Annotated in this window: 24 protein-coding genes and 1 pseudogene; 15 read left to right on the top strand and 10 right to left on the bottom strand. The window is 67.3% G+C overall.

The annotated features are described in order from the left end of the window. Positions 1-84 precede the first annotated feature (84 nt). Positions 85-516: a D-aminoacyl-tRNA deacylase gene (dtd, locus tag CEX88_RS22420; protein ID WP_094295188.1), complete on the top strand. Its 432-nt coding sequence runs from the start codon at positions 85-87 to the stop codon at positions 514-516. Here the strand turns inward: dtd and CEX88_RS22415 are convergent, their stop codons facing one another. Continuing rightward, the gene (locus CEX88_RS22415; RefSeq protein WP_066842531.1) at positions 517-1410 is read right to left on the bottom strand and encodes an AIM24 family protein; all 894 of its coding nucleotides are present in this window, start codon (positions 1408-1410) and stop codon (positions 517-519) included. Between the two features lie 97 nt (positions 1411-1507). Between CEX88_RS22415 and CEX88_RS22410 the strand changes: the two genes are divergently transcribed. Both CEX88_RS22410 and CEX88_RS22405 read left to right on the top strand, forming a co-directional pair. Further along, positions 1508-1711, top strand: a complete 204-nt coding sequence (locus CEX88_RS22410; protein ID WP_066842530.1) for a hypothetical protein — start codon at positions 1508-1510, stop codon at positions 1709-1711. A 109-nt stretch (positions 1712-1820) separates the two neighbouring features. After that, positions 1821-2387, top strand: a complete 567-nt coding sequence (locus CEX88_RS22405; protein ID WP_094295187.1) for a hypothetical protein — start codon at positions 1821-1823, stop codon at positions 2385-2387. Here the strand turns inward: CEX88_RS22405 and CEX88_RS22400 are convergent. From CEX88_RS22400 to CEX88_RS22390, 3 genes are read right to left on the bottom strand one after another with little or no spacing between them, the layout of a single operon-like run. Next, the gene (locus CEX88_RS22400) at positions 2384-4546 is read right to left on the bottom strand and encodes a molybdopterin-containing oxidoreductase family protein (RefSeq protein WP_094295186.1); all 2163 of its coding nucleotides are present in this window, start codon (positions 4544-4546) and stop codon (positions 2384-2386) included. The genes CEX88_RS22405 and CEX88_RS22400 overlap by 4 nt on opposite strands. A 19-nt stretch (positions 4547-4565) precedes the next feature. Further along, positions 4566-6470: an ABC transporter ATP-binding protein gene (locus CEX88_RS22395; RefSeq protein ID WP_094295220.1), complete on the bottom strand. Its 1905-nt coding sequence runs from the start codon at positions 6468-6470 to the stop codon at positions 4566-4568. A gap of 8 nt (positions 6471-6478) precedes the next feature. Further along, positions 6479-8218: an ABC transporter ATP-binding protein gene (locus CEX88_RS22390; protein WP_094295185.1), complete on the bottom strand. Its 1740-nt coding sequence runs from the start codon at positions 8216-8218 to the stop codon at positions 6479-6481. A gap of 77 nt (positions 8219-8295) precedes the next feature. Here CEX88_RS22390 and CEX88_RS22385 point away from each other — a divergent pair, with 77 nt between their 5' ends. Together CEX88_RS22385 and CEX88_RS22380 are read left to right on the top strand one after the other, a co-directional pair. Then, a complete protein-coding gene (locus CEX88_RS22385; protein WP_066842526.1) occupies positions 8296-8859 on the top strand; it encodes a DUF3558 domain-containing protein in 564 nt (187 codons plus the stop codon). After that, entirely contained in the window at positions 8856-9413 is a 558-nt protein-coding gene (locus tag CEX88_RS22380; RefSeq protein ID WP_094295184.1) for a DUF3558 domain-containing protein, read from the top strand. Before CEX88_RS22385 ends, CEX88_RS22380 begins: the two co-directional genes overlap by 4 nt. Before the next feature lie 9 nt (positions 9414-9422). Here CEX88_RS22380 and CEX88_RS22375 read toward each other — a convergent pair whose 3' ends face one another. Further along, positions 9423-9941 (bottom strand): SixA phosphatase family protein, encoded by a 519-nt coding sequence (locus CEX88_RS22375; RefSeq protein ID WP_094295183.1) that lies wholly within the window; start codon positions 9939-9941, stop codon positions 9423-9425. A gap of 103 nt (positions 9942-10044) precedes the next feature. On the opposite strand from CEX88_RS22375, the gene CEX88_RS22370 reads away from it, so the two are divergent. From CEX88_RS22370 to CEX88_RS22355, 4 genes are all read left to right on the top strand, one after another. Then, positions 10045-11193 (top strand): metallophosphoesterase family protein, encoded by a 1149-nt coding sequence (locus CEX88_RS22370; RefSeq protein WP_094295182.1) that lies wholly within the window; start codon positions 10045-10047, stop codon positions 11191-11193. After that, positions 11190-13811: an AAA family ATPase gene (locus tag CEX88_RS22365; protein ID WP_094295181.1), complete on the top strand. Its 2622-nt coding sequence runs from the start codon at positions 11190-11192 to the stop codon at positions 13809-13811. Before CEX88_RS22370 ends, CEX88_RS22365 begins: the two co-directional genes overlap by 4 nt. Positions 13812-13910: 99 nt before the next feature. Continuing rightward, positions 13911-15446: a GMC family oxidoreductase gene (locus CEX88_RS22360; protein ID WP_094295180.1), complete on the top strand. Its 1536-nt coding sequence runs from the start codon at positions 13911-13913 to the stop codon at positions 15444-15446. A 25-nt stretch (positions 15447-15471) separates the two neighbouring features. Further along, a complete protein-coding gene (locus CEX88_RS22355; protein ID WP_066842517.1) occupies positions 15472-15936 on the top strand; it encodes a DUF309 domain-containing protein in 465 nt (154 codons plus the stop codon). Here the strand turns inward: CEX88_RS22355 and CEX88_RS22350 are convergent. Genes CEX88_RS22350 through CEX88_RS22335 form a run of 4 tightly spaced genes read right to left on the bottom strand, consistent with a single transcriptional unit; the run spans position 15933 to position 21347 of the window. Next, positions 15933-17603: an ABC transporter family substrate-binding protein gene (locus tag CEX88_RS22350; RefSeq protein WP_094295179.1), complete on the bottom strand. Its 1671-nt coding sequence runs from the start codon at positions 17601-17603 to the stop codon at positions 15933-15935. The two genes, CEX88_RS22355 and CEX88_RS22350, sit on opposite strands and share 4 nt — an antisense overlap. A gap of 11 nt (positions 17604-17614) precedes the next feature. After that, the gene (locus CEX88_RS22345) at positions 17615-19456 is read right to left on the bottom strand and encodes a dipeptide ABC transporter ATP-binding protein (RefSeq protein ID WP_094295178.1); all 1842 of its coding nucleotides are present in this window, start codon (positions 19454-19456) and stop codon (positions 17615-17617) included. Beyond that, positions 19453-20373, bottom strand: coding sequence for an ABC transporter permease (locus CEX88_RS22340; protein WP_094295177.1), 921 nt, complete (start codon positions 20371-20373; stop codon positions 19453-19455). Before CEX88_RS22340 ends, CEX88_RS22345 begins: the two co-directional genes overlap by 4 nt. Next, positions 20370-21347 (bottom strand): ABC transporter permease, encoded by a 978-nt coding sequence (locus CEX88_RS22335; protein WP_068194400.1) that lies wholly within the window; start codon positions 21345-21347, stop codon positions 20370-20372. The genes CEX88_RS22340 and CEX88_RS22335 overlap by 4 nt, the downstream gene beginning before the upstream one ends. A gap of 221 nt (positions 21348-21568) precedes the next feature. On the opposite strand from CEX88_RS22335, the gene CEX88_RS22330 reads away from it, so the two are divergent. From CEX88_RS22330 to CEX88_RS22310, 5 genes are all read left to right on the top strand, one after another. Next, positions 21569-21817 carry a hypothetical protein gene (locus CEX88_RS22330; RefSeq protein ID WP_094295176.1) on the top strand — a complete coding sequence of 83 codons (249 nt, stop codon included), beginning with the start codon at positions 21569-21571 and terminating at the stop codon, positions 21815-21817. Between the two features lie 153 nt (positions 21818-21970). Next, entirely contained in the window at positions 21971-22216 is a 246-nt protein-coding gene (locus CEX88_RS22325) for a hypothetical protein (protein WP_094295175.1), read from the top strand. Positions 22217-22336: 120 nt separating this feature from the next. Beyond that, a complete protein-coding gene (locus CEX88_RS22320; RefSeq protein ID WP_066842504.1) occupies positions 22337-23041 on the top strand; it encodes a response regulator transcription factor in 705 nt (234 codons plus the stop codon). Further along, entirely contained in the window at positions 23019-24557 is a 1539-nt protein-coding gene (locus tag CEX88_RS22315) for a sensor histidine kinase (RefSeq protein ID WP_094295218.1), read from the top strand. Before CEX88_RS22320 ends, CEX88_RS22315 begins: the two co-directional genes overlap by 23 nt. A gap of 70 nt (positions 24558-24627) precedes the next feature. Continuing rightward, positions 24628-25119, top strand: a complete 492-nt coding sequence (locus CEX88_RS22310) for a beta-class carbonic anhydrase (RefSeq protein ID WP_064347063.1) — start codon at positions 24628-24630, stop codon at positions 25117-25119. 94 nt (positions 25120-25213) lie between these two features. Here the strand turns inward: CEX88_RS22310 and CEX88_RS22305 are convergent, their stop codons facing one another. Then, positions 25214-25639, bottom strand: coding sequence for a PaaI family thioesterase (locus tag CEX88_RS22305; RefSeq protein ID WP_094295174.1), 426 nt, complete (start codon positions 25637-25639; stop codon positions 25214-25216). Between the two features lie 232 nt (positions 25640-25871). Between CEX88_RS22305 and cysD the strand changes: the two are divergent. Further along, a pseudogene (gene cysD, locus CEX88_RS22300) lies at positions 25872-26842 on the top strand (sulfate adenylyltransferase subunit CysD). Positions 26843-26888 lie beyond the last annotated feature (46 nt).

Raw genomic sequence — 26888 nt, 5'->3', positions numbered from 1 at the left:
CAGCCAGGCTACCTGATACCCCCTAGGGGTATTGACTCGGGCGGAGCCCGCCCCCGCGCGACCACCGTGGCAGCATCGGCATCCATGCGTGTTCTCACCCAACGGGTCACTTCAGCAGCCGTCACGGTGGACGGCGAGGTCGTCGGGGCGATCGAGCCCGAGGGGCAGGGTCTGCTCGCGTTGGTCGGCGTGACGCACGACGACGACGCGGCCAAGACTCGGCGGATGGCCGAAAAACTCTGGCAGCTCCGGATTCTCGACGACGAGAAGTCCGCCTCGGATGTCGGCGCCCCGATCTTGGTGGTCAGCCAGTTCACTCTGTACGCGAACACCGTCAAGGGACGGCGCCCGGCATGGAACGCCGCCGCGCCGCGCGCGACCGCCGAGCCACTGGTCACCGCGTTCGCCGATGCGCTGCGTGATCTGGGGGCATCGGTGGCGACCGGTGTCTTCGGCGCTCACATGCAGGTTCAGCTGGTCAACGACGGCCCGGTGACCGTGCTGCTCGAGCTGTGACTATGTGGTGGCGACCGGCGGTGCGCCCTCCGAGGGCTGCACGATCACGAATCCCTGCCCCTGGAACGCGACCTGGATCGCCTCACCGGAGCCGCGGCCGATGAGCGCGCCCGCCTTGAAGCTGGTCTTCAGCTGAGTCTGTAGGTTCGCCGACCACGCCACCACCGCATTGGTGTCGGCGAACGTCGGCGCCTCAGCGGCATTGAGCACGACCGGGGGCCCGTCGGTCGTCAGCGCCACCCAACCGGTCCCGCGCAGCGTGGTGTTGAACAGGCCGCCGGTCGCAATGCTGCCGCCCCGCACACGCTCGATGTTCCAGTTCAGGTTCGACGAGAACGCCAGCACGTTCTTACCGCTGATCGACAACCCGGAGTTGGTCAGCTGCAGCAGATGCACGTCGTAGCCCCGCTCGGCGAGGAAGACGTCGCCCTGCCCCTGGCAGCGCATCAGCGGCAGCCCTTCACCTGTCAGCGCCTTCTTGATGAACTTCGAGGCGCCGCCGCCCTCGAACGCGAAGTCGACATTGCCCTGGTAGGCCACCATCGAGCCCTGCCGGGCCATGAACGGCTCCCCGAGGCGCACCCGCAACATCTTGGTGTTCTGGTTGGCGATGGCCTTGGCTTCTTTTTCGCTGAACCGGCCGTCCACCAGATCGCCGCTGATCCCTCCGAAGCCGTCGCCTGCAGGCTGTCCGACCGCCATGGCCTGGGGCGGCGCCGTCTGTTGCGGAGGTGCCTGGGATGCCGGCGGGGGCCCGCCGAGTGACGTCAGCGGCGCCCTGCCGACCTGACCCTGGTGCGACACCTGGTCGGTCCAGTTGCGCCCGTCCCACCAGCGGTACTCGTAGCGACCTTCGGGATCGGGTCGCCAGCTTCCGTTGTTCGGTGCTGTCATGGTTTACAAAATAATCCGGCGGCCCTCCTGTAGTGAGGTACTTTTTCGCACTGATCCATCCCGCCCGAAACCACTCGACGACTGGCATTCTTGTGCCATGGCAAAGGAAATCGACCGGGTCCGGGCGCAGGGCGCCTTCGCGGTCCTCAAGCAGCATCCGGGCATGGTGCTCTTCGTAGCCTCACCTGCGCTCATCGCGGTCGGGCTGGTGTGGTGGTTGGTCAGCCCGACGCTGGCCGTTCTGCTGTTGATCGCTGCGATCGTCGGCGGCGGCGCGCTGCTGCTGCGCAAGCGCGGCTAGTCACAGACGTCGTCCGGTTTTGTCGGTGTCGATAACCCCTTCTGACCTGGAGCGTTCGCTCTCAGCGAACAGTCACCTCGTAGGGGTGTAACGGTGTAAGCATGTAATCATGCGACACGACATCCATGGCCGGCGCCGCCAAGGCGGCTGGCAACAGGCTCAGCAGCCCGATGCGGGCGACGCCGCCGACTGGTTCGCCGGTCGGCTTCCCGAGAGCTGGTTCGGCGGAGACCCGACGGTGGTGGTCGACCGCGAGGAAATCACCGTCATCGGAAGGCTCGCGGAACCCGAAGGCGACGAGAGCGAGGCCCGCGCATCCGGACGGGCCGCGCGGTTCCGTGAGGAGACCCGCGCCGAACGCATGCGCATCGCCGATGAGGCCGAGGCGCGCTACGGGCGCAAGGTCGCGTGGGGCATCGAGATCGGGGCGCCGGTCGCCGACAGCTATGAGCGAATCATGTTCACCAACATGGCCGTTCCGGTGATGACGCGACTGCGCCAACCCGAACGTCAGGTGCTCGACACGCTGGTCGACGCGGGTGTGGCGCGGTCCCGCTCGGATGCGCTGGTGTGGTCGGTGCGGCTGGTCGGTGAGCACGCCGAGGAGTGGCTGGGCAAGCTGCGCGAGGCGATGCGCAACGTCGACGAACTGCGGGCCGAGGGCCCGAACCTCTAGATCCGCTCCACGCCAACGTATTGCGAACTCAACGCCGCCGTCTGGGACAGCGGGTCCACCGGAGCGCCTTCGACCAACAGGTTGCGGTTCGCGCCGTAGGAGACCGGCGCGTCGTGGCCGCGCGGATCGAAAACCCGTGAGCCCCAACCGTGGTCGACGATGATCACCCCTTGACGCGGACGGTCGTCCACCACCGCCGTCAACTCGACCTCGCCGACCGGAGAGAATACCCTGACCAGGTCGCCGTCGCCCACCCCGAGATCGGCCGCGTCCTTCGGGTGAATGATCACGTCGTTGCCCTTACCGGCGGGATGAAGCCCGGGTAAGTCGTTGAGCCACGAGTTCATCGAGTGCCGGTGCCTACGGTTGGCCAACTGGAACGGATAGCCGACGGGTGCCGCCGGAAGCGGATCGGCGAGCAGTTCGCGGGTCCGCGCGACGAACTCGGATGGTGCCGCGTGCACCTTCTTGTCGTCGGTTCTCAACGCGTCGCGGAAATGCCCGAACTCGCGGGGACCCAACACCCAGCCGTGCGGGTGCGATATGACGTCTCGCCATTTGATCCTGCGCCCGTTGATCTTTCGTGAGGTCGCCACGACCAGGCGGTCGATCCAATGCGGTCCGAACTCCAGGGCCGGCCTGCGCGTCACACGCGCCGCGGCCCGCGTTGCCTTGATGAATCCGTTGAGGCCCTTGGCGCCGAACAGCGGTCTGCCCATCGCGATCGCGAGGTCGGTGAAGATGCGCCACTCCTGCCGCACTCCCGGCGGCGGCTCGACGACCTTGGCGCCGTACTGCAGATATGGCTCGTCGTGCATGTTGCTGGTGAACGCGAGCAGGTCGTTGCGCTCGAGCCAGTGGGCCGCGGGCAGCAGCCAGTGTGCATGGCGGTGGCTCTCCCGCTGGACGAAGTCGATCGCGACCAACAGGTCCAGATCGGCCAGGGCACGGTCCAGCTTGTCGCCGTCGGGGCCGGAGATCACGGGGTTGCCGCAGTTGATCAACAGCGCGCGAATCTGACCGTGGCCCGGTGTGGTGATCTCGTCAGGCAACTCGCTGAGTGCGTGTGCGCCCGCGACCATTTCGCGGCCCAGCAGCCGACTGTAGTGCGGCTTGGCCTTGACCATCGCCGACATCCGGATCGCGTCGACGTAGCCGGGTTCGAAGCGGCGTCCGCCGGGGCGGTCCATCCGGCCGGTGATCACGTTGAGCACATGCCCGAGCCACTCGGCGACGGTGCCCGCCATGTGCAACGACACCCCGGTGCGCGTGACCACCATGGCGCCGCGCGCTGCGGCGAAGTCGCGGGCAACCCGCTCGATCTGGTCGCGGGGGATGTCGCAGCGGGCGGCGAGTTCGTCGAGGTCGACGTCGGCGACCAGCGCATGCAGATCGCCGACTCCGGTGGCCAGTTCCGCGCAGTCCTGCCGATGTTCGAGACGCTCATCGAGGATGACCTTCACCATCGCCAGCAGCAGCGCCCAGTCCTGCCCCGGACGCACCGCGAGGTGCACGTCGGCCTTCTCGGCGGATTCGGTGCGCAGCGGGTCGACCACCACGATCGTCGCGCCCTGTTGTTGACGTGCCAGTGCACGTCGCCACCCACCGGGTACCGTCTCGAGCCAATTCCACGCGCTCACAGCGGGGTTCGTGCCGACCAGCAGGAAGTAGTCGCAGTTGTCGACGTCGGACACGGGCACCATCAGCATCGAGCCGTACATCGCCTCCGCGACGACGTGCATCGCGTTCTGGTCGACCGAGCCCACGGCGTAGCGGTTCTGGGTCCCGAGCGCGTCCAGCCAGCCGTTCATGAAGATGACGTTGGACGAGGAGAAGCCCGCAGGGTTGCCGTAGTAGACGCCGACTGCGTCGGGTCCACCCGCCTCGATCGCGGCGTTCATCCTGGTGGCGATGTCGGCGATGGCCTCGTCCCAGGTGGCCTCCACGTAGGAATCGCCGACGCGGCGCATGGGGTTGAGGATCCGGCGCGGATGCTCGACGAGCCTGTGTGCGGTGCGGCCCTTGGCGCAGAAGTCCCGCCAGCTGTGCGGATTCTGCTTGTCGGCGGCGATCTTCGTGACGCGGTTGTCCTCGACCGTCACCTCGAGTCCGCATGAGGCCAGACAGATCCGGCAGAACGTGTAGACCGTTTCGCTCATCGCCTTGAGCGTACGACGCTTAGGCCTGCGTCATGGACCAATAAGCGCCATGCTTAGCGACCAACTCCGCATGGGTGCCGCGTTCGACGATCTCGCCAGCGTCCATCACCACGATGCGGTCGGCGTCCCGGATGGTCGATAGCCGGTGGGCGATGATGAAACTCGTTCGGTCGCGGCGCAACTCGGCCATCGCCTGCTGGATCAGCAGCTCGGTGCGGGTATCCACCGAGCTGGTCGCCTCGTCGAGGATCAGCAGGCTGGGCTGGGCCAGCACCGCGCGCGCGATTGTGATGAGCTGTTTTTCGCCGGCGCTGATGGAGGCGCCGTCGTCGCTGACGTGGGTCTGATAGCCGTTGGGAAGCATGTGGACGAACCGGTCGACGTATGCCGCCTTGGCCGCCGCGATCACCTCGTCCTCGGAGGCATCAGGTCTGCCGTAGGCGATGTTCTCGAAGATGGTGCCCGCGAACAGCCAGGTGTCCTGGAGCACCATCCCGATGCGGGACCGCAGCGAGTCCCTGCTGACCGTCGAGATGTCCACGCCGTCAACCAGGATCCGGCCGGAGTCGACGTCGTAGAACCGCATCAGCAGGTTCACCAGCGTGGTCTTACCCGCGCCCGTCGGCCCGACGATCGCCACCGTGCTGCCGGGTTCGGCGATCAGCGACAGATTCCGGATCACCGGGGTGTCGGGGTGGTAGCCGAACGTGACGTCCTCGAACTCCACCCGACCGGCCTGCCCGCCCGTTCCCGGCTCTGCGACCGGTAGCCGGTCCGCGGGATCGGGCGCCTCCTCTTCCGCGTCGAGCAGGTCGAAAACCCGCTCCGCACTGGCCACACCGGACTGCAGCGTGTTGTACATGCCCGCGACCTGCGTCAGCGGCTGGTTGAACTGGCGGACGTACTGGATGAACGCCTGGATACTGCCCAGCGTGATCTGGCCCGTGGCCACCTGCAACCCGCCGACCACGGCGACCGCGACATAGCTCAGGTTGCCGATGAACGTGGTGGCCGGCCCGACCAGACCGGAGAAGAACTGGGCGCCGAAGGCGGCGTGATACACGTCGTCGTTGCACTCGCGGAACCGCTCCTGCGCCGCGGCACGGTGACCGAAGGTCTTGACGATCGTGAAGCCGCTGTAGGTCTCCTCAATGTGGGCGTTGAGCCTGCCGGTGTTCGCCCATTGCGCGACGAACAGTCGCTGCGACCGGCGCGCGATGGCCCGGGTCGCCCACAGCGACAGCGGCACCGTCACCACGGTCAGCAGTGTCAGAAGCGGTGAAATGGTCAACATCATCACCAGCACCGAGAACACCGTCAGCACGGACGTCAACAGCTGGCTGATGGTCATCGACAAGGAGCCCTGGATGTTGTCGACGTCGTTGGTCACCCTGCTGAGCACCTCGCCGCGTTGACGAGAGTCGAAATACGACAGCGGCATTCGATGCAGCTTGTCCTGGACGTCGGAGCGCAGCGTGGCCATGGTGCGCTGCACCGCGACGTTGAGGAGCAGGGCCTGCAACCACACCATCAATGCGGCGACGAGATACAGCCCCAACGCGAGCAGCAGGGTCCGCCCGACGGCCTCGAAGTCGACACCTCGCCCCGGGACGACGTTCATCCCCGACAGCAGATCGGCGAAGGTGCTGTCACCACGGGCGCGGGCGGCGTCGATGGCCTGCTCCTTGGTGATCCCCGCGGGCAGCGCACGGCCGACGACGCCGTTGAACAGAAGATCGGTGGCGTGCCCCAGTATTCGCGGGCCGATGACGCTGATCGCGATGCCCGCGACGCCCAGGAGTATGACGCACGCGGTCAGGCCGCGTTGCGGTGTCAGCCGCTTGACCAAGCGGATCGCCGAACCCTTGAAGTCGCGCGAGCGTTGGGTCGGGGCCTGCATCACGCCGCGGATCGGCCGGCCCATCGGGCCGGTCACTGGGTGTCCCCGACGATGGCGAGCGACTGGGAGTCGGCGAACTCGGCGTACTGCGGGCAGTCCCTCAGCAGGGTTTCGTGAGTGCCGATGCCGACGATCCGGCCGTCGTCGATCACCACGATCTGATCTGCCTCGATCACGGTGGAGATGCGCTGGGCGACAACGATGACCGTCGCTTCTGCCGACGCCTCACGCAGCGCAGAGCGCACGCGGGCGTCGGTGTGCACGTCGAGTGCGGAGAACGCGTCGTCGAACAGATACACCGCGGGTCGGCGGATCACCGCCCGGGCGATCGCCAGCCGCTGACGCTGTCCGCCCGAGAAATTAGCCCCGCCCTGCGCGACCTTCATGTCCAGGCCGTCGGGGTGGGCGCGCACGAAGTCGTCGGCCGCGGCCACTCGCAGCGCGGCCCACATCTCCTCGTCGGTGGCATCCGATTTGCCGTACCGCAGATTGTCAGCGACGGTGCCCGAGAACAGGTATCCGCGCTGCGGCACCAGGCCGAGCACCGACCACAGCTGCTCGGGGTCGTAGTCGCGTACGTCGACGCCGTCGAGATACACCGAACCGCTCGTCGCGTCGTACATCCGGCAGATCAGCGACACCAGCGTCGACTTGCCTGACCCGGTGGAGCCGACCACCGCCGTCGTTGTACCCGAGCGTGCCGTCAGCGAAATACCCTGCAGTACAGGTCGTTCAGCGCCGGGATAGCTGAATGTCGCGGCCTCCAACCGGATCTCGCCCCGGATCCTCGACGGCCGCACCGGGTCTTCGGGGCTGACGATGTGCGGTGCGACCGACAGCACCTCGGATATCCGCTCAGCACACACCGACGCACGCGGGATGATGACGAGAATGAACGTGGCCAGCAGGACCGCCATCAGTATCTGCATGAAATAGGCCAGGAACGCGATCAGCGAACCCACCTGCATCTGCCCGGCGTCGATCCGCAGCCCACCGAACCAGATCAACGCGACGCTCGAGACGTTGATCACCAGTGTCGTCGTGGGCAGCATCAGCGCCTGCCACCGTCCGGCTTCGAGCGCGGTGTCGGCCAGCGCGTGGTTGGCTTCGGCGAACCGGTTGCGTTCGAACGGTTCTCGGGCGAACGCGCGGATCACACGCAGGCCGGTGAGTTGGTCGCGCATCACCCGGTTGATGTCGTCGACCATTCGTTGCATGCGGCGGAAGATCGGAAGCAGGTGACGCACGATCCAGTAGTTGGCCAAGGCCAGGATCGGCACGCTCACCAACAGCAGCCAGGACAGCCCGGCGTCCTGATGCAGCGCCATGAAGATTCCGCCGATCGACATGATCGGCGCGGTGACCAGCATGGTGCAGGTCAGCTGCACCAGCAGTTGGATCTGCTGGACGTCGTTGGTGGTGCGGGTGAGCAGCGACGGTGCCCCGAATCGTGCAGCATCCTCGGCCGAGAACCCGGTCACGTGGTTGAACATCGCCGCGCGCAGGTCGCGGCCGACGCCCATGCCCGCCCGCGAGCCGAAGTACACCGCCCCCACCGCGCACACCACCTGCAGTGCGGTGACCGCCAGCATCACACCGCCGAGTTCGACGATCCGGCGCAGGTTCCCGACCGCGACGCCGTCGTCGATGATCGCGGCGTTGACCGTCGGCAGGTACAGCGAGGCGAGCGTGCTGACCAATTGCAGCGTGGCGACGGTGGCGAGCAGCGCCCGATATGGCCGCGCGTACTGTCGCAGCAGCGCCCATAGCATCCCGTTACTGTCGCACATCCGATATATGGGCAGGTCAACCGGCATGTCGGTGGTTGACCCCCAGAGCTGCCGCTACAGTGCATGGCGTGACTCACAGCACGCGCGTGACCCGCTGCCTGGCCCTCGCGGCCGCCGTGGTCATTCCGCTGTCCGCATGCTCGGATTCCGAACCCGCAGGCCCGCAAGTGCCCGAGGACACCACAGCTCCCACGGAGAACGTCTCGCACGGCCCGTTCTTCCCCCAATGCGGCGGCATCAGCGACCAGGAGGTCATCAAGCAGACCCGGATTCCCGGGCTGATCAACACCGCGAAAACCTCCGTCGGATGTCAGTGGCTGGCCGGTGGCAGCATCCTGGGTCCGCACTTCTCGTTCACCTGGTTCCGCGGCAGCCCGATCGGGCGTGAACGCAAGACCATGGAACTGTCGCGCACCGCGGTCGAAGACATCAGCATCGAAGGCCACGACGGGTTCATCGGGTACAGCGAGGACCCGATCAACGGCGTCAACCTCTGCGAGATCGGCATCCAGTTCGACGACGACTTCATCGAGTGGTCGGTCAGCTACGGCGCGAAGCCGTTCCCGGATCCGTGCGAGGTGGCCAAGGAACTGACCCGCCAATCGATTGTGAACTCCGAATGAGAACCGCGTCCGCTCGTCGGCTGATCGCGGGCATGGTCGCCGTGCTCGCTTCGTTGTCCGTGCTCACCGGTTGCACCCAGACGGTCGAAGGCACGGCGGCCAAATCGGGGACGGGCGGCGGACCGCGCAACGAAGACTCCGAGCGCCAGTACCCGAACCTGCTCAAGGAGTGCGAGGTGCTGACCGAAGACATCCTCGCCGAGACCGTCGGCGCCGACCCCCTCGACATCCAGAGCACGTTCGTCGGTGCGGTGTGCCGCTGGCAGGCGGCCAACCCGGGTGGCCTCATCGACATCACCAGATTCTGGTTCGAACAGGGCGATCTGGACCACGAGCGCGAGGTGGCCCAGCGACTGGACTATCGGATCGAAGACCGCAGGGTCGCTGGGATCCAGTCCATCGTGATGCGGCCGAACGATCCGAACGGGGCGTGCGGTGTGGCCAGCGACGCGGCCGGGGTGGTCGGTTGGTGGATCAACCCGCAGTCGCCGGGGATGGACGCCTGCGGAATGGCGATCAAGCTGATGGAGTTGACGCTCGCCACCCGCGCGTAGCTTCGCCGGCTAGCGCGGCACGTGGAAGGTGACCAGCGCGGCGCCGTCGAGGGTGAGCCGGTTCCACGGTTCGCCGGTGCGCAACACCGCGATGGACGACGTCGGGAACTTCAGCGAGATCTGTTCGGCCGCACCGGTGTTGCTGCCGTCCACGGTGGCCAGGCCGAGCGCGACACCCGACATCGCTGGCTCGTGGCCGATCACCAGCAGGGTGCCGACCTCGAAGTCGAAGTGTGATTGGACCCGGTTGATCTCGTCGATCACCGCTCCCGGAGTCGCGTCGTAGAGGCGATCGCGGTACTCGACGGGCGCGGCGATGCGGGTGCGTGCGAGCGTCTCGCGGGTGCGGGTCGCGGTGGAACACAACACGGCGTCGACGGCGGGCGCGTGGGCGCGCAGCCAGTCGCCGGCCAACCCGGCCTCGCGCACGCCCCTCGGCGCCAGCGGGCGGTCGTGGTCGCCGACCCCCGGCGGGTAGTCCGACTTGGCGTGCCGGAGCAACAGCAGCGTGCGGTACCGGTCGGTCACCGGACTAACGGTAAGGCATGCCGCCGCACCTCCCGGGACTTGTCGGCGTGCCGCCCTACACTCGCGGTGCCCGGCAAACACACCAGGGGAAGGGGGCGCTGAGATGCGATTCGTGCACACCGCCGACTGGCAACTCGGGATGACGCGATACTTCCTCAATGGTGAGGCGCAGCCCCGTTATTCGGCAGCGCGCCGCGACGCGGTGGCCGAGCTGGGACGGGTGGCCGCCGAGACCGGTGCGGAGTTCGTCGTCGTCGCCGGCGACGTCTTCGAGCACAACCAGCTCGCGCCACGCGACATCAGCCAGTCGCTCGAGGCCATGCGCACCATCGGCGTTCCCGTCTATCTGCTGCCGGGCAACCACGACCCGCTCGACGCCTCGTCGGTCTACACCAGCCCGCTGTTCGTCGCCGAGTGCCCCGACAACGTGTCGGTCCTCGACCGCGCCGGTGTGCACGAGGTGCGGCCCGGCCTCGAACTGGTCGCGGCGCCGTGGACCTCGAAGGCGCCGTCGTCGGACCCCGTTGCGGGCGTGCTCGAGGGTCTTTCCGCCGACGGGGTGACGCGGGTCGTCGTCGGCCACGGCGGTGTGGACATCTTCGTGCCGGACAAGGAGCGGCCGTCGCTGATTCGGCTGGCGGCGCTGGAGGCGGCCGTCGATCGGGGCGCCGCGCACTATGTGGCTCTGGGGGACAAGCACTCTCGGATGCAGGTCGGGTCCACCGGGCGGATCTGGTATTCCGGGTCGCCGGAGGTCACCAACTACGACGACATCGAAACGGACCCGGGCCATGTGCTGATCGTCGACATCGACGAGGACGACCCTGCCCGTCCGGTGACCGTCGAACCGCGGAAGGTGGGCCGCTGGCGGTTCGTCACGCTGCGCCGCGGAGTGGACAGCGACCGCGACGTCGCGGACCTGGACATCAACCTGGATCTGTTGCCGGACAAGGAACGCACCGTGGTCCGGCTCGCGTTGACCGGATCGTTGACGGTCACCGACAAGGCCGCCCTCGACACCTGCCTGGACAAGTACGCCCGACTCTTCGCCGCGTTGAGGGTGGACGACAAGCAGAGCGACATCGCGGTCGTTCCCGCCGACGGCGAGTTCGACGACCTCGGTATCGGCGGCTTCGCCGCATCGGCCGTCGACGAACTGGTCGCGACCGCACGCTCGGACGGCGAGGCGGCCGATGACGCCCGAGCGGCCCTGGCGTTGCTGCTGCGGCTATCGGATCGGGGTGTGGCGTGAAACTGCACCGTCTGGTCCTCACCAATTACCGAGGTATCACCCGCCGGGAGATCGAATTTCCCGACCACGGCGTGGTGATCGTCAGCGGGGCGAACGAGATCGGCAAGTCGTCGATGATCGAGGCGCTGGACCTGCTGATCGAAGCCAAGGACCGGTCGGCGAAAAAGGAGGTGAAAGAGGTCAAGCCGACGCATGCCGACGTCGGTGCCGAGGTCGAGGCCGAGATCTCGACCGGCCCATATCGTTTCGTGTACCGCAAGCGTTTCCACAAACGCTTTGAGACCGAGCTGACGATTGTGGAGCCGCGCCGCGAACAGCTCACCGGCGACGAGGCGCACGACCGCGTTCGGGCCATGCTCGACGAGACCGTCGACACGTGCCTGTGGCAGGCCCAGCGGGTGCTGCAGTCCGGGTCGACGGCGGCGGTGGACCTGTCCGGATGTGACGCGCTGTCCCGTGCGCTCGACGTGGCTGCCGGTGAGGCCGTGCAACTTTCGGGTGCCGAACCGCTGCTGGTCGACCGCGTCGAAGACGAATACCTGCGTTACTTCACCCGCACCGGCAGGCCCACGGGTGAATGGGCCGCTGCCGTCAATCGATTGCGAACGGCCGAGGAGGTGTTGGCCGAGGCGGCGGCCGCCGTCGCGCAGGTTGACGACGCTGTTCGCAGGCACGCCGCGCTCACCGACGAACTGGCCCGGTTGACCGCACAGCGCACCGACGCGGCGAAGCAGGTCGCCATTGCGCAGAACGCCGCCGACGAGGTGGCCGCGCTGAGGGGACAGCTCAAGGAAGCCGAGTTGGTTCTCGCGGCGGCGCAGGCCAACCACGACACGTCGCGTACCGCGGTCGAGGAGCGGCGCCGCCTGCGTGCCGACATCGAGCAGCGGACCGCCGCGATGGCCGACCTAGAGACTGCGGCGGCCCAGGCCGGCGAGAACCAGTCGACGGCCGCCGAGGTGGCCGAGCTCGCCGAGGCCGCCGCCGAGCAGGCACGGAAAGCGTTGGCGGACACTCAGTCCCGCGTCGAAGCGGCGCGCAGCGCCGTTCAACGCCTTGCCGACCGCGACGAGGCCGATCGCATCACCGCGCAACTGTCGAAGATCGAGACCGCTCAGCGTGAACTCGACGGCGTGCTGGACGAACTCGCCGAGGTTCGGGTGACCGGTGAGAGAATGCGGGCCATCGAATCCGCCAAAGCGACGGTCGACGCCGTGGCGGCACAGGTCGAGCTGGCGTCGGCCCACATCGAGCTGATCGCGACGGCCGACGTCGAGGTACGCGTCGGGGGCCAGGCGATCACCCTCGGCGCCGGCGAGGCGTGGAGGGCCAGCATCAGCGCCGAGACCGCCATCGAGGTGCCGGACCTGCTGATCGCTCGGCTGGTGCCCGGCACGCCCGCCTCGCAGACGCAAGCCAAACTCAATGCGGCACAAGATATGCTGGCGTCGGCGCTGACGGCGTGCGGCGTGAACGACGTCGCCGAGGCACGCGCCCTCGATCAGCGGCGGCAGCAGTTGATCACCACCCGGGACCGGCTGGGCGCGAGGGTCGAGGTGCTGACGGGCGACGAACCGGCCGACCGGCTCAGGGCGCGGCTTGCTGACCTCAAGGCGCGTCAGCCGGAGGTGGCCGAACTGTTCGATATCGACGCCGACGCAGCCCGCGCCGAGCTCGACGCGGCGAGCGCCGCGCAGAAGCAGGCGATCGCCGATTGTGAAAAGCAGCGCAAGGTCGCCGAGGAGGCCGCTAAGCGGTTGGGGGAGTGCGACACCCGATCGACCGTGCAGCACGAGAAGTTGGCCGGTGCGCAGTCCGAGCTTGCGCTTGCCCGGGAACGGTTGGAGGGGCAGCGCGCCACTGTCGGTGACGACGAGCTGGCGGTGCGGGCTCAGGCGCATGCCGACGAAGCGCTGCGGGCCACGGCGCTGGTCGAGGAATTGAGCCAGGAGCTGGCCCGCGCCGAGCCCGACGCCGTGGCCGCGGCTCTTCAGGAGGCGACGCGCCGGGCCGACACCCTGTCGGCCGGGCACGACCAGATGGCTGAGGAGTTGCGGGAAGTCAGCACGCGGTTGACGGTGTACGGCACCGAGGGCCGCAAGGGCAAGCTCGACGAGGCGGAGACGGAGCGGGAGCACGCCCTCGCCGAATACGAAAGAGTGCAGCACCGCGCGCGGGCCGCGGAGCTGTTGCGGTCGGTGATCGCTAGGCACCGCGACTCCACCCGGCTGCGTTACGTCGAGCCGTTCCGCGGCGAAGTGGAGCGGTTGGGCCGCATGGTGTTCGGGGACAGCTTCGAGGTGGAAGTCGACAGTGCGCTACGGATCTGCACCCGTACGCTGTCGGGCCGCACCGTGCCATACGACTCGCTGTCCGGTGGGGCCAAGGAACAACTCGGCATCGTGGCGCGGCTGGCCAGCGCGGCGCTGGTGGCCAAGGAGGACAGCGTGCCGGTGGTCATCGACGACGCGCTCGGATTCACCGATCCCGACCGCCTGGTCAAGATGGGTGCGGTGTTCAACGCGGTGGGCGGCGACGGGCAGGTCATCGTGCTGACGTGCAGCCCGCAGCGGTACGCGGCCGTCGACGGAGCCCAGCACATCGCGCTCACGGCATAGCCGCATCCGTGTACGGACCGGCGGTCGGTGGCGCCGATCTCCGGTCGGGTTTCCTCCACTTGCGCGTTTCTCCGTCCCGGAAAACCTAGACTCCGGCGGATGGAAGCCGACTACATCGTCGTGGGAACCGGCTCGGCAGGGTCGGTGGTGGCCGCCCGGCTCAGCGACGATCCGTCCGTCCGGGTCGTCGCACTGGAAGCGGGTCCGCATGACAAGGACAAGTTCATCCGCATCCCCGCGGGCTTCGTCAAGTTGTTCCGCGGCCCGATGGACTGGGACTACCTGACCGAACCGCAGAAAGAGCTCGACGGCCGCCAAATCTATTGGCCGCGAGGCAAGATGGTCGGCGGGTCATCGTCGATGAACGCGATGATGTGGGTCCGTGGATTCGCCGCCGACTACGACGAATGGGGCCAGGCCGCCGGCGAGCAGTGGGACTACGCGCACCTCGAGCCGTACCTGCGCCGTATCGAAGCGGGTCCGCTCTCCATCAGCAAGCAGCGCAGCCCGCGCAGCGCCACCGCCAAATGGCTCACCGCTGCCGAGGAGTGCGGCTACCGCATCGAGAAGCCGAACCAGGCAGCGCCAGAAGGCTTCTGCGAGACGCTGGTCACCCAGCGCCGCGGTGCCCGGTGGAGCGCCGCCGATGCCTACCTCAAGCCCGCCCTCAAGCGCAAGAACCTCACGCTCGAAACGGAGGCGCTGGCGACCAGGGTGGTGTTCGAGGGCCGGCGCGCCGTCGGCGTCGAGATCGACCAGAACGGTGCCCGTCGCGTCATGAAGGCCCGGCGCGAGGTGGTGTTGTGCGGCGGCGCCATCAACAGCCCGCAGCTGTTGATGCTGTCGGGCATCGGCGACGGCGAACGGTTGGCCGAGCACGGCATCCAGACGCTGGTCCATGCCCCGGACGTCGGAGCCAACCTCCTCGACCACTTCATCGCGGCACTCGGCTTCGACGTTCCCAACGACAGTCTGTTCGCCGCCGAGAAGCCGCTTCAGCTGCTCAACTACCTGCTGCGACGCCGCGGGATGCTCACCTCGAACGTGGGGGAGGCCTACGGTTTCGTCCGGAGCCGACCCGACCTCGCGCTGCCCGATTTGGAGCTGATCTTCGCCCCGGCCCCGTTCTTCGAGGAGGGCATCGGCGACCCCTACGACACGCACGCCGTCGTCCTGGGGACAGTCCTGCTCAAGCCGGCCAGCAGCGGCACCATCGAACTGCGTTCGGCCGACCCGGCGGACAAGCCGATCATCGACCCGCGCTATCTCACCGATCCCGACGGCGCCGACCGTGCGGCGGTGATGGCCGGCCTGCGTATCTGCGCCATCATCTCCCAGGCGCCCGCGCTCGAGGGCGTCATCGGCAAGATCGCGCGGCCCCTCGACTCAGCGGCGCTCGATGAAGCGACGCTCGAACGCGCGCTCGCCACGTTCTCGCACACGCTGTACCACCCGGTCGGCACGTGCCGCATGGGCCGCGACGACGCGAGCGTGGTCGACCCGAATCTGCGCGTCCGCGGCGTCGAAGGGCTGCGAGTCGCCGACGCGTCGGTGATGCCGGCGATCATCCGCGGGCACACCCACGCGCCCAGCGTGCTCATCGGGGAGAAGGCCGCCGAGCTACTGCGTGCCTGATAGCCGCGAGTGTCAAGATGGTTCCATGGCCGAGCGCGACCGCGACGACGCCGGGCGTCCCCGCAACACCCGACCCCGCGATGCTCTAGGGCGGCCGCTGCCCCACGGCAGCGAGGGTGTCGAGCGCATCCCCGACGACCTCGACCTGCCGCCGACCGAGACCCTCGCCTACGCCCAGGAGCTCCTCGACGACGGCATGGCGTTTCACGCGCACGAGGTGTTGGAGGCGGCGTGGAAGAACGGCCCGGACGCCGAACGCACGCTCTGGCAGAGCCTGGCCCAACTCGCCGTCGGCATCACGCACATCCAACGCGGAAACACCCAGGGAGCGCTGGCGGTGTTGGACCGCGCACGCGCTGGTCTGGCCGACGCCTCGGTCGCCCACGACGTCGACGTCCCGGGACTCGTCGACTATGCCCAGACGCTCATCGACGACCTCGAAGCGGGAGCGGCGATCGACCCGCAGCGATTGCGGCCGCGCCTGCACTAGGGCTTCATGAAGCCGATCTTCGTGTAGTCGGCGTCGGCCAGGCCGAACGCACCGAAGTTCGCCAGATTGCTTCGCGTCGCGATGTTTCCCGGCGACTGGGTCAACGGCAGGCTGAACACCTCTTCGAACAGCATCTTGTCCAGCTCGTTGGCCAGCACCCGGGCTTTCGCGGGATCCAGTTCGCCGACGGTCTGCTCGATCTTCGCGTCGATCTGCGGGCTGCCGATCTGTCCGAAATTGCTCTCGGCTCCGGTCCGGTAGATCTGCGTCAGGCTTGCGAGCGGGAAAGCGTCACCGCTCCAGGAGAATTGAGCGATGTCGAAGTTGCCGACGGTGACGTAGTCGGTGAAGAAACCGGCCGCAGGCCGGACATCCAACTCCAGTTTCACGCCGATCTGGGCGAGGTTGTTCTGCGCGATCTGTCCGTACTGCCGGGTGCTGAGCGAGTCGAACAGCACGTCGCGGATCACGAGTTGGCGGCCGTCCTTCTCCCGGAACTGGCCATTGAGTCGCCAACCGAGCGCGTCGAGTTCCTGCTTGGCCTTCTCCGGGTCGAAGGCTATAACGCCGCTGTTGTCCTGGTAACCCTCCTGGCCCGCGACGAAGATGTGGTTGTTCAGTGGTGCGGGGTTGTCGGCGAGCCCGCGCTGGGTGACTTCGGCGATGGTCTTGCGGTCGATGCCCTTGGCGATCGCGCGTCGCAGCGCGGGGTCGGCCAAAATCGAACCCGGAGAGCCGTTGAACGTGAAGTGATACCAGGCCAGACCGGGCGCGCGCCGGATGGTCACGCCCTGCGTGCGTCGAGCGATCTCCATCTCGTCGAGCGTCGCCAGACCGGTGGCGTCGATCGTGTTGTTCTGCAGCGCGGGAATGCGTGCGGCGTCGTCGAGGACCAGGAACGTGATGCTGTCCAGCAGCGGCTGCTCACCCCACCATTTGGGGTTGCGGGTCAACGTGATTCGTTTGGCACCACGGTCGAGGTTGGAGACGATGAACGGCCCCGCCGACGGGCCGGGGCCGTTGAGCTGACCCTTGTTGAAGACCTCCGGGTTCTCCGTCGAGCTCTTGGGCACCAGCATGCTGGTGCCCGCAAACATCCCGCGCCAATCGGACCACGGCTCGGCGAACGTGATGACGGCCTGGCGGTCGTCGACGCCCCGCTCGACCTTCTCGACCCGGTCGCTGCCGTTGGTCGCGGCGATCGCGAACCGGTCGTCCTTGCCGCTCGTGGCGTTGATCTGGGACTGGATGTCCTCCCAGGTGATCGGCGCGCCGTCGCTCCACACCGCTTTCGGGTTGATCGTGTAGGTGACGACCTGCGGGTCGGTGCTCGTCAGCTCCACATCGGTGAAGTAGTCGGTGTTGACGGTGGCCGAGCCGTCGGGGCCGATCCGGAACGCGCGCGGCATCGCCGGTTTCATCAGCGAGTTGTTGTCACCGGTGTTGCCGTCGATGTGCAGCGGGTTAAAGTTCGGCGGGAACTCGTTGATCGACAGCCGGAGGTTGCCGCCCTGCTGCAGGTTGGCGACGTCCTGCGGGTTGATGTCGTTGGTGTTTCCCACCGCCGCCTCGCCGCCAGCGGAGGGGGCTTCCTCGGAACCTCCCGAGCACGCGGTCAGGGTCAGCGCGGCGATCATGGAAGCCGCAGCAAAGCGTCGCATCCTCATGCGGTCCGACTTTAGCGGCGATTCACCTGCGGTCGCGGCACCGCGGCCAGCAACCGCCGGGTGTAGTCGTGCTGTGGGTCGGTGAACACCTGGTCACCGTCGCCCTGCTCGACCACGGTGCCCTTGTACATCACCGCCACCCGGTGGGCCAGGTGCCGCACCACTGAGAGGTCGTGGGAGACGAACAGATAGGACAGCCCGAACCGCTGCTGCAGATCCAACAGCAGGTTGATGATGCCGGCCTGGATCGAGACGTCCAGGGCCGACACCGGCTCGTCGAGCGCGAGGATCTTCGGCTGTAGCGCGAGCGCCCGCGCAATGCCGATGCGCTGCTTCTGCCCGCCGGAGAACTCGGCCGGATACCGGGTGGCGTCTTCACGTTGCAACCCGACGATGCCGAGCAGCTCGCCGATCCGTTCGTCGCGCCGGCGCTTGTCGAAACCGTTGGCCTGCAACGGTTCGGCGAGCACTTCGAACACCGGCAGCCGCGGGTCCAACGAGGCCACCGGGTCCTGGAACACCACCTGCAGGTCCCCTCGCAGCTCGCGGCGGGCCCGCCGGTCGAGTGAGGCCACATCCTTGCCGAGCACCTCGATAGAGCCGCCTTCCGGGGCGGTCAGCGCCAGGATCTGGTGCAAGGTTGTCGACTTGCCCGATCCGGACTCTCCGACGATGCCCAGCGTGCGACCCTGGTGCAGTGCGAAGCTGATGCCGTCGACGGCGCGCACCTCACCGACCTGGCGGCGAAACACCACGCCCTTGGTCAGCTTGTAGGTCTTGACCAGATCATCGACGCGCAGCACCACCGGCGGCTCGGCCGAAGACGGTGTGTCGGGCGGGGCCGTGGACACGCCGTAGATCTCGGCGGCGCTGCGGCCGACGACGTGTTCGGTGCGGATGCACGCGGCGAAATGGCCCGATCCGGAGTCCATCGGCAGCAGCTCGGGCTCGGCCGCGCGGCAGTCGTCGATCGCAAGCGGACAACGCGGGGCGAACGGGCACCCGGGCGGCAGCGCGGCCATCGACGGCGGTGCCCCCGGGATGGGGATCAGGCGCGCGCCTTGTGCTGCGTCGAGGCGCGGCACGGAGCCCAGCAGCCCGACGGTGTAGGGCATGCGGCGGTCGCGGTAGAGCTGATCGACGCCGGCCACCTCGACCGCACGCCCCGCGTACATCACCAGCGCGCGGTCGGCGAATTCGGCGACCACCCCCAGGTCATGGGTGATGATCAGGACGCCGGCGCCGGTCACATCGCGGGCGGTCTTCAGCACTTCGAGGATCTGCGCCTGCACCGTGACGTCCAGAGCGGTCGTCGGCTCGTCGCAGATGATCAGGTCGGGATCGTTGGCGATGGCGATGGCGATCACGACCCGCTGGCGTTCACCGCCGGACAACTCATGCGGGAACGACTTGGCCCGTCGGTCGGGCTGGGCGATACCGACCAGCTCGAGCAGTTCGACCGCGCGCTTCCTGGCGGCCTGCCGACCGATGCCGCGCTGGTGGATCCCGATCGCCTCGGCGATCTGGTCGCCGACGGTGTAGACGGGGGTGAGCGCCGACATCGGGTCCTGGAACACCGTGCCGATGGCCTTGCCGCGGATCGCCGACATCCGCTGGTCGGACAGGCCGATCAACTCGTCGCCGTGCAGGCGGATGGAACCCGACACCTCGGCGTACTCGGGCAGCAGCCCGACGACGGCCATCGCGCTGGCCGACTTGCCCGCCCCGGATTCGCCGACCAGCGCCACGACCTCGCCCTTGCCGACGTCGAAGTTCATGCCGCGCACCGCTTCCACCGGTACCGAGTCCGTGGGGAACTCGACGGTGAGGTCGCGGACCTCGAGCAGGCTCATCGCTTGCGCCTCCGCAGCTGACGCGCACCCGGATCGAGCGCGTCGCGCAGGCCATCGCCGACGAGGTTGGCGCACAGGATGATCAGGACCAGTACACCGCCGGGGAACAGAAACAGCCAGGGGAACGTCGTCGCCGACTTCGTCCCGTCGGCGATCAGCGTGCCGAGCGACACATCGGGCGGCTGGATGCCGAAACCCAGGAAGCTCAGTCCTGTTTCGGCCAGCACTGCCACACCGACGTTGAGCGCCGTGTCGATGATGATGATCGACGCGACGTTGGGCAGGATGTGGCGGATGATGATCCGCCAGTTGCTGACACCCATATAGCGTGCGGCCGCGACGAATTCGCGGTCGCGAAGGCTCATCGTCATGCCACGGACGATCCGGGAACTGATCATCCAGCTGAACAACGACAGCAGCACGATCATCCAGATGATGTCACCTTTGGTGCGCTGCACCACGATTGAGATCAGCAGGAAGCTCGGCACCACCAGCATCAAGTCGACCAGCCACATCAGGGCGGGGTCTCGCCAGTCGGCGAAGTACCCCGAGATCGTGCCGACAGTCGCCGCGATGATCGTCGAGATGAACGCGACGCAGACACCGATCAGCATCGACTTCTGCATCCCGCGCAGCGTCTGGGCGAAGAGGTCCTGTCCCAGCGCGTTGGTGCCGAACCAGTGCTCGGGGCTGGGCGGCTGCTGCAGCGCGAAGTAGTCGAGGTCGTTGTAGCTGTAGGGCAACAGGGGCGGCGATGCGTAGCACCCGATGAACATGACCACCAACAGCACCAGGGAGATGACGGCCGGCTTGTTGCGCAGGAACCGGCGGAACACCAGCGTTCGTCGCGACGCGAAGCCCTCCGAGACGCCGGATTGCGCGGTAGTCGACTTCTGTGTGGTGGCGGGTTCGGTCATGACGCCCGCACCCTCGGATCGAGCGCGGCGTAGACCACGTCGGAGAGCAAGCCGGCCAACAGGATCATCGCGCCGGACAGCACGGTGATCGCCGCGACGATGTTGATGTCCTGGTTACCGATGCCGGTGACGATCCATTCCCCGATTCCGTACCAGCCGAAGATCTTCTCGATGAACACCGCACCGGTCACCAAACCCGCGACGCTGTAGGCGAACAACGTCGCCATCGGGATCAGCGCGGTGCGCAGGCCGTGCCTGACGAGCGCGCGCCGCCGCGTCAGGCCCTTGGCCCGCGCGGTGCGGATGAAGTCCTGACCGAGGACATCGAGCATCGCGTTGCGTTGGTAGCGGCTGTAGATCGCGATCGAGGAGATGGCGAGCGTCATGCTGGGCAGCACCAGGTGCTGCAATCGGTCGACGAACTGGTTCCACGCCCCCTCGATGGGGAAGGGCGAAGTCTCGCCGGTGTATTCGAAGATCCGGACGCCGAGCACGTTGTTCACGCCCAGCGCGGCCAGGATGAAGAGGTTGGCCAGAACGAAGGTCGGCGTGCTGATCACCAGAAGGGACAGCACCGTCACGACGCGGTCGCTGAGCCGGTACTGCCTGATGGCGCCCCACGCCCCGGCGGCCACGCCGATCACCGTCCCGACGACCGAGCCGATCACCAACAGGCGGAGGCTGACACCCACCCGTCGCCACAGCTCGTCGGTGACCGGCTGCCCGCCGATGGTCATACCGAAGTCGCCGCGGATGGCGCCCGATACCCAGTGGGCGTACTGCTCGAGCACCGGCTTGTCGAGATTGAGTTCGACGCGTTTGGCGTCGATGACGCTCTGTGGCGGGCGCGGGTTGCGGCTCTCCAGGCTGTCGAGGGGATCGAACTGCCACGACGCGAGCAGGAAGACGAGGAACGAGGCCAGTGCCAGCAGCACGACGTAATTGAGCAGTCGGCGCGCCAAGAACCGCGTCATGCGGAGCGTCCGTCGGTCGGCTGCATGCGCTCAGGTTAGGAGATGACTGCCGTGATGGCCGGTATGCGGGCCGTGGAGCGCGGCAAGCTGCGCGATTTGGCGAATACGCACCCAGGGTCCAGCACGCTCGCAGGAACGCCCTGTTCAGTGAATGCGCAACTGAGTTTCACCGGTGGCCGCGCCGACGGGGCGACTGGGTAACCACGAATGGAGTGACTCAAGTGGTTCGTGACGGGAAGCGACGAACAATTCACGTCAAAGCTATCTCTGCGGTTCTCGGCGGCGGCGCGATCGTCGCGTTGACGGCGCTCGGCGCGGCGGTCGACCAAACGTCCGACCCGACTTCGATCGCGATTCCGAGGATGACCGTCGGCGCGACGGACACTCAGACCACACCGTCCGAGGCGCCCGGCGTGGGCAGGGCGGAGCCGACCATCAAGGGCACTGCGCCGTTTGCCGTGAAGAGGTGAGCGGCCGCCCAACACCTGGGGCGGTGTGACCGGCCTGTTTCGCCGGGCCTCCGTTCGGTTATCCACCACCTAAGGGTTCGACGACGAACCCTGTTTGCGCTGTTAGACGGGCCGCGACGGCGATCGCGCCCACCGGACCAAACGGAGACCGAAGTGAACACGAAACAGGTCAAGTTGTTCTCGGCAGCGGTCGGGACCATTGCCCTGCTCGCGATGGGGGCCTTCTCGGTCGCGTCCACCACGGCCGCCCAGGACGACGAACCACCCGTGACCCCGGGACCGGTGACGACGTCGGAGATCACGACCGGTGAGACGGTTACCGACAGCAAGGCTCCCGAAACCCCCACGACGTCGGTGGCCACGCCGCCGGTGACCGCCGAACCGGCGCCGACCGGCTAACCGAACCGGGCGGTTTCACAGCCGGCACCAAGGAAGCGCACAGCCGCCCCTCATGGGGCCCGCGATAATGGAGCCGTGGCGACCCCCGGCGTGAGCGAGCAGGACTCGGGCCGAGTCGTCATGCGTCGCGCCGACGGCACACCGATCCACGTACTGGTTGTCGATGACGAACCGGTACTCGCCGAGCTGATGTCGATGGCCCTGCGCTACGAGGGCTGGACCATCACGACCGCCGCCGACGGGGCTTCGGCCATCGCCTCGGCGCGCCAGACCGCGCCCGACGTCGTGGTGCTCGACGTGATGCTGCCGGATATGAGCGGTCTCGACGTGCTGCGCAGACTGCGCGAGCAGATTCCCGGGTTACCGCTGCTGCTGTTGACCGCCAAGGATTCGGTGGAGGATCGCATCGCCGGGTTGACCGCAGGCGGCGATGATTATGTCACCAAACCGTTCAGCATCGAGGAAGTGGTCCTGCGCCTGCGCGGGCTGCTGAGGCGCACCGGTGTGGCCACAGAACCGGACGGTGCGAAGATCGTCGTCGGTGACCTGGTGCTCGACGAGGACAGCCACGAGGTGACGCGCGGCGGTGAGCTGATCACCTTGACCGCGACCGAATTCGAGCTGCTGCGGTTCATGATGCGCAATCCCAAACGCGTGCTGAGCAAGGCGCAGATCCTCGATCGCGTATGGAGTTACGACTTCGGCGGCCGCTCGAACGTCGTCGAGTTGTACGTCTCGTACCTGAGAAAGAAGATCGACAACGGGCGAGCGCCGATGATCCACACCCTGCGCGGTGCCGGGTATGTCCTCAAGCCCGCGCGCTGACGGGCCGTCGACGCGGATCCGCTGGCCGCGGACGTGGTCGTTGCGCGCTCGGCTGCTCGCTTCGCAAATCGTGTTGCTTGCACTGGTGTGCGCGTCGGTCGGGATGGGGACCGTCCTTGCGCTGCAACACTTTCTGGTCAACCAACTCGATGGGCGTTTGGCCGAGACGGCTCGACGTTCGGCCGGCCTGTTCGAGTTCGGCCCGCCTACGGGGCCGCCGGGATTGCCACGACCGGGTTTTCGTCATCGCATGATGATCCGAGACGATCTCGGGCCGGGGCCCGCGTTTCTCAACGCGCCGGGGCAGGCAGCCCGCACCGTCGGCGCGGTCGTGTCGGGCGACACCCCGGTCGACGCCGGCGTGATCAAAGCAGACGGCACCCGCAGCCAGATCAGCACGGCCGCAGCACAACAACTCGCGCGCGTGGCGCCGGACTCGCCGACCACCATCGACCTCGACGGGCTCGGCCGCTACCGGGTGGTCGCAATGCATTCGCCCCGACGCGGCGACACGATCGTGATCGGGCTGCCCACCTCCGACGTCGACGACACGTTGTTCACCGTCGCGATCATCTTCTGCGTGGTCGGGGCGACCGCGTTGATCGGCGGGACGACGGCGGGCGTCGTGATCATCCGCCGCCAACTCGCGCCGTTGGCAAGGGTTTCCGATGCGGCACGCCAGGTCGCCGATCTCGAGCTCGACCGCGGCGAAGTACGACTACCGACGCCGATCGTGAAAGTCGACCCGGCCGGCGTACATACCGAGGTCGGGCAGTTGGGCTCCGCGCTGAACCGGATGCTGGACCGGATCGCGTCGGCGTTGTCGGCGCGGCACGCCAGCGAGACACGCGTGCGCCAGTTCGTCGCGGACGCCAGCCACGAGCTCCGCACGCCGCTGGCCGCCATCCGCGGCTATACCGAACTGGCGCAACGCAAACGCGATGACGTCCCCGATGACGTCGCCCACGCGATGAACCGAGTGGAGTCCGAGACGCGGCGCATGACCGAACTGGTCGAAGACATGCTGCTACTGACGAGACTCGACACAGGGCGCCCGCTACAGAGCGAGTCGGTGGATCTTTCCCGGTTGATCCTCGACGCGGTCGGCGACGCCCACGTCGCCGGGCCGGACCATCGGTGGCAGCTCGATCTGCCCGAGGAGCCCGTCGTCGTGGTCGGCGATCAGGCGCGCCTGCATCAGGTGCTGGCGAACCTGCTTGCCAACGCGCGTACGCACACTCCGCCCGGCACGTCGGTGACGACCTCTTTGCGCGCGGCCGGCGACGGGTCCGCGGTGCTGACCGTCGCCGACGACGGCCCTGGAATCCCCGGGTGGCTGCAGCCCGAGATCTTCGAGAGGTTCGCTCGCGGCGACTCGTCACGGTCTCGTCGCGACGGGGGGACCGGCCTCGGGTTGGCGATCGTGGCCGCCGTCGTCAAGGCCCACCGCGGCACCATCGAGGTGGTCACCGCCCCCGGCGACACCCGCTTCGTGGTGACCTTGCCCAGCCGGTGATCTGCTCCGTCATTCGATCGGCCTGATTTTCATGGGCCTCTTCTCGGGGGCGCGGTTATATGGTCGACGGATGTCTGTGACCGACGAATATCTGAAGAACAACGAGGAGTACGCGAAGACGTTCTCCGGTCCGCTGCCCCTGCCGCCGAGCAAGCACGTCGCGGTGGTGGCGTGCATGGACGCCCGTCTCGACGTCTACCGGATTCTCGGTCTGGGCGACGGTGAGGCCCACGTCATCCGCAACGCCGGCGGCGTCATCACCGACGACGAGATCCGCTCGCTGGCCATCAGCCAGCGGCTGCTCGGCACTAAAGAGATCATCCTGATCCACCACACCGACTGCGGCATGCTGACCTTCACCGACGACGGTTTCAAACAGCAGATCCAGGACGAGATCGGCATCAAGCCCGAGTGGGCGGCCGAGTCGTTCATCGACCTCGAGGTGGACGTGCGGCAGTCACTGCGACGAATCGAGGCGAGCCCGTTCGTCACCAAGCACGAGTCGCTGCGCGGTTTCATCTTCGACGTAGCGACCGGCCGGCTCACCGAAGTCACCCCGTAGCCCCTTTTTTCACTGCCGCGAGCGACCGTGTCTGTACACGAAACGCCGCCCAAATTCCGGCATTTTGCGGTCGCTCACCGCTCGCGAGGGACCGCTAACCGACCTTGTAGGTCGCGATCGCCTTCGCCACGGCATCGCCGTCGGCGGTCACGACGTCGACCTCGCAGTTCACCAACGTCTTGCCTCGCCGCAGCACCCGCCCGATGGCGACCAGGTCACAGGCGCGAGCGGGCGCCAGGAACTGCATCGACATCGACGTGGTGACCCCGCGCAGTGACTCCGGCACCTCGGCTTGCGACCACGCCGCGGCCATCACCGCGACGTCCGCCAACGCCGCAATCGCGCCGCCGTGCACCATGTCGCCGACGGTCACGTTCGATTCATCCCACGGCAGTCGCAATCGGATCGCGTCGCCGTCGAGTCGCTCGGCGACGACGCCGAGTTTGGCGACGAACGGGGACTGCGGGATGAACTGCGCCATGACATCGGCACCCGTCCGGGGCGGGGAAGTGGTGGTCATGGGTCGAGTATCGGCACTGGGCGTGTCGAAGCAATTACCTCGCGGGTAAGCGTTGAGCGCACGCTCGCGGCCCCTTGAGCGCGGCCAAACTGTCGACTTTTGGCGGCGTGTCCTGGGCAAACACGCACGCTCGCGCCACGAAGGGGAGGTGCGGGGGGAGGCACGAAAGGGAAGCGGGGCACCGACCGGTCGCGTTGACACTCCGGGCGGCAGCGGTGTCTAATATCGGGTAATGATCGTAAATATGGTCATTCCTACCAACTTTACGAGGAAATGATGACGGTCACGAGCGAACAGCTCAACGCGGGGCGCTACGAGCTCAGCCATCTGCGGTCCCTGGAAGCCGAAGCCATCCACATCATCCGTGAGGTCGCCGCCGAGTTCGAGCGGCCGGTGCTGCTGTTCTCCGGCGGCAAAGACTCCATCGTGATGCTGCATCTGGCGCTCAAGGCGTTCCGCCCGGGCCGGCTGCCGTTCCCGGTCATGCACGTCGACACCGGACACAACTTCGACGAGGTGCTGCAGACCCGCGATGAGCTCGTCGAGGAGTTCGGTGTTCGGCTGGTCGTGGCCAAGGTGCAAGACGATATCGACGCCGGCCGCGTGGTCGAGACGATCCCGTCGCGCAACCCGCTGCAGACGGTGACCCTGTTGCGCGCGATCCGCGAGAACAAGTTCGACGCCGCGTTCGGCGGCGCCCGCCGCGACGAGGAAAAGGCACGCGCCAAGGAGCGGGTGTTCTCCTTCCGCGACGAGTTCGGCCAATGGGATCCGAAGGCCCAGCGGCCCGAGCTGTGGAACCTCTACAACGGCCGCCACCACAAGGGCGAGCACATCCGCGTGTTCCCGCTGTCGAACTGGACCGAATTCGACATCTGGTCCTACATCGGCGCCGAGAAGATCAAGCTGCCGTCGATCTACTACGCCCACCGCCGCAAGGTGTTCGAGCGCGACGGCATGCTGCTGGCCGTGCACAAGTACCTGCAGCCCCGCAAGGACGAGGAGATCGTCGAGAAGACCGTCCGGTTCCGCACCGTCGGCGACGTCACCTGCACCGGCTGCGTGGAGTCGCACGCCGCAACGGTTTCCGAGGTCATCGCCGAGACGGCGGTGTCGCGGCTCACCGAACGCGGCGCCACCCGAGCCGACGACCGCATCTCCGAGGCCGGTATGGAAGACCGTAAGCGAGAGGGCTACTTCTGATGACTCGCACCACCGAGCGGCCCACCACCCGGCCCACCACCCGGCC

Source organism: Mycobacterium neumannii, assembly GCF_002245615.1.
Lineage (GTDB): Bacteria > Actinomycetota > Actinomycetes > Mycobacteriales > Mycobacteriaceae > Mycobacterium > Mycobacterium neumannii_A.
This window is presented reverse-complemented; position numbering and strand designations above follow the sequence as displayed.

Coding starts and splice junctions, on each gene's coding strand:
- dtd (WP_094295188.1), top strand. CDS start 85: ATGCGTGTTCTCACCCAACGGGTCACTTCAGCAGCCGTCACGGTGGAC.
- CEX88_RS22415 (WP_066842531.1), bottom strand. CDS start 1,410: ATGACAGCACCGAACAACGGAAGCTGGCGACCCGATCCCGAAGGTCGC.
- CEX88_RS22410 (WP_066842530.1), top strand. CDS start 1,508: ATGGCAAAGGAAATCGACCGGGTCCGGGCGCAGGGCGCCTTCGCGGTC.
- CEX88_RS22405 (WP_094295187.1), top strand. CDS start 1,821: ATGCGACACGACATCCATGGCCGGCGCCGCCAAGGCGGCTGGCAACAG.
- CEX88_RS22400 (WP_094295186.1), bottom strand. CDS start 4,546: ATGAGCGAAACGGTCTACACGTTCTGCCGGATCTGTCTGGCCTCATGC.
- CEX88_RS22395 (WP_094295220.1), bottom strand. CDS start 6,470: ATGGGCCGGCCGATCCGCGGCGTGATGCAGGCCCCGACCCAACGCTCG.
- CEX88_RS22390 (WP_094295185.1), bottom strand. CDS start 8,218: ATGCTATGGGCGCTGCTGCGACAGTACGCGCGGCCATATCGGGCGCTG.
- CEX88_RS22380 (WP_094295184.1), top strand. CDS start 8,856: ATGAGAACCGCGTCCGCTCGTCGGCTGATCGCGGGCATGGTCGCCGTG.
- CEX88_RS22370 (WP_094295182.1), top strand. CDS start 10,045: ATGCGATTCGTGCACACCGCCGACTGGCAACTCGGGATGACGCGATAC.
- CEX88_RS22360 (WP_094295180.1), top strand. CDS start 13,911: ATGGAAGCCGACTACATCGTCGTGGGAACCGGCTCGGCAGGGTCGGTG.
- CEX88_RS22355 (WP_066842517.1), top strand. CDS start 15,472: ATGGCCGAGCGCGACCGCGACGACGCCGGGCGTCCCCGCAACACCCGA.
- CEX88_RS22350 (WP_094295179.1), bottom strand. CDS start 17,603: ATGAGGATGCGACGCTTTGCTGCGGCTTCCATGATCGCCGCGCTGACC.
- CEX88_RS22345 (WP_094295178.1), bottom strand. CDS start 19,456: ATGAGCCTGCTCGAGGTCCGCGACCTCACCGTCGAGTTCCCCACGGAC.
- CEX88_RS22340 (WP_094295177.1), bottom strand. CDS start 20,373: ATGACCGAACCCGCCACCACACAGAAGTCGACTACCGCGCAATCCGGC.
- CEX88_RS22335 (WP_068194400.1), bottom strand. CDS start 21,347: ATGACGCGGTTCTTGGCGCGCCGACTGCTCAATTACGTCGTGCTGCTG.
- CEX88_RS22320 (WP_066842504.1), top strand. CDS start 22,337: ATGCGTCGCGCCGACGGCACACCGATCCACGTACTGGTTGTCGATGAC.
- CEX88_RS22315 (WP_094295218.1), top strand. CDS start 23,019: ATGTCCTCAAGCCCGCGCGCTGACGGGCCGTCGACGCGGATCCGCTGG.
- CEX88_RS22310 (WP_064347063.1), top strand. CDS start 24,628: ATGTCTGTGACCGACGAATATCTGAAGAACAACGAGGAGTACGCGAAG.
- CEX88_RS22305 (WP_094295174.1), bottom strand. CDS start 25,639: ATGACCACCACTTCCCCGCCCCGGACGGGTGCCGATGTCATGGCGCAG.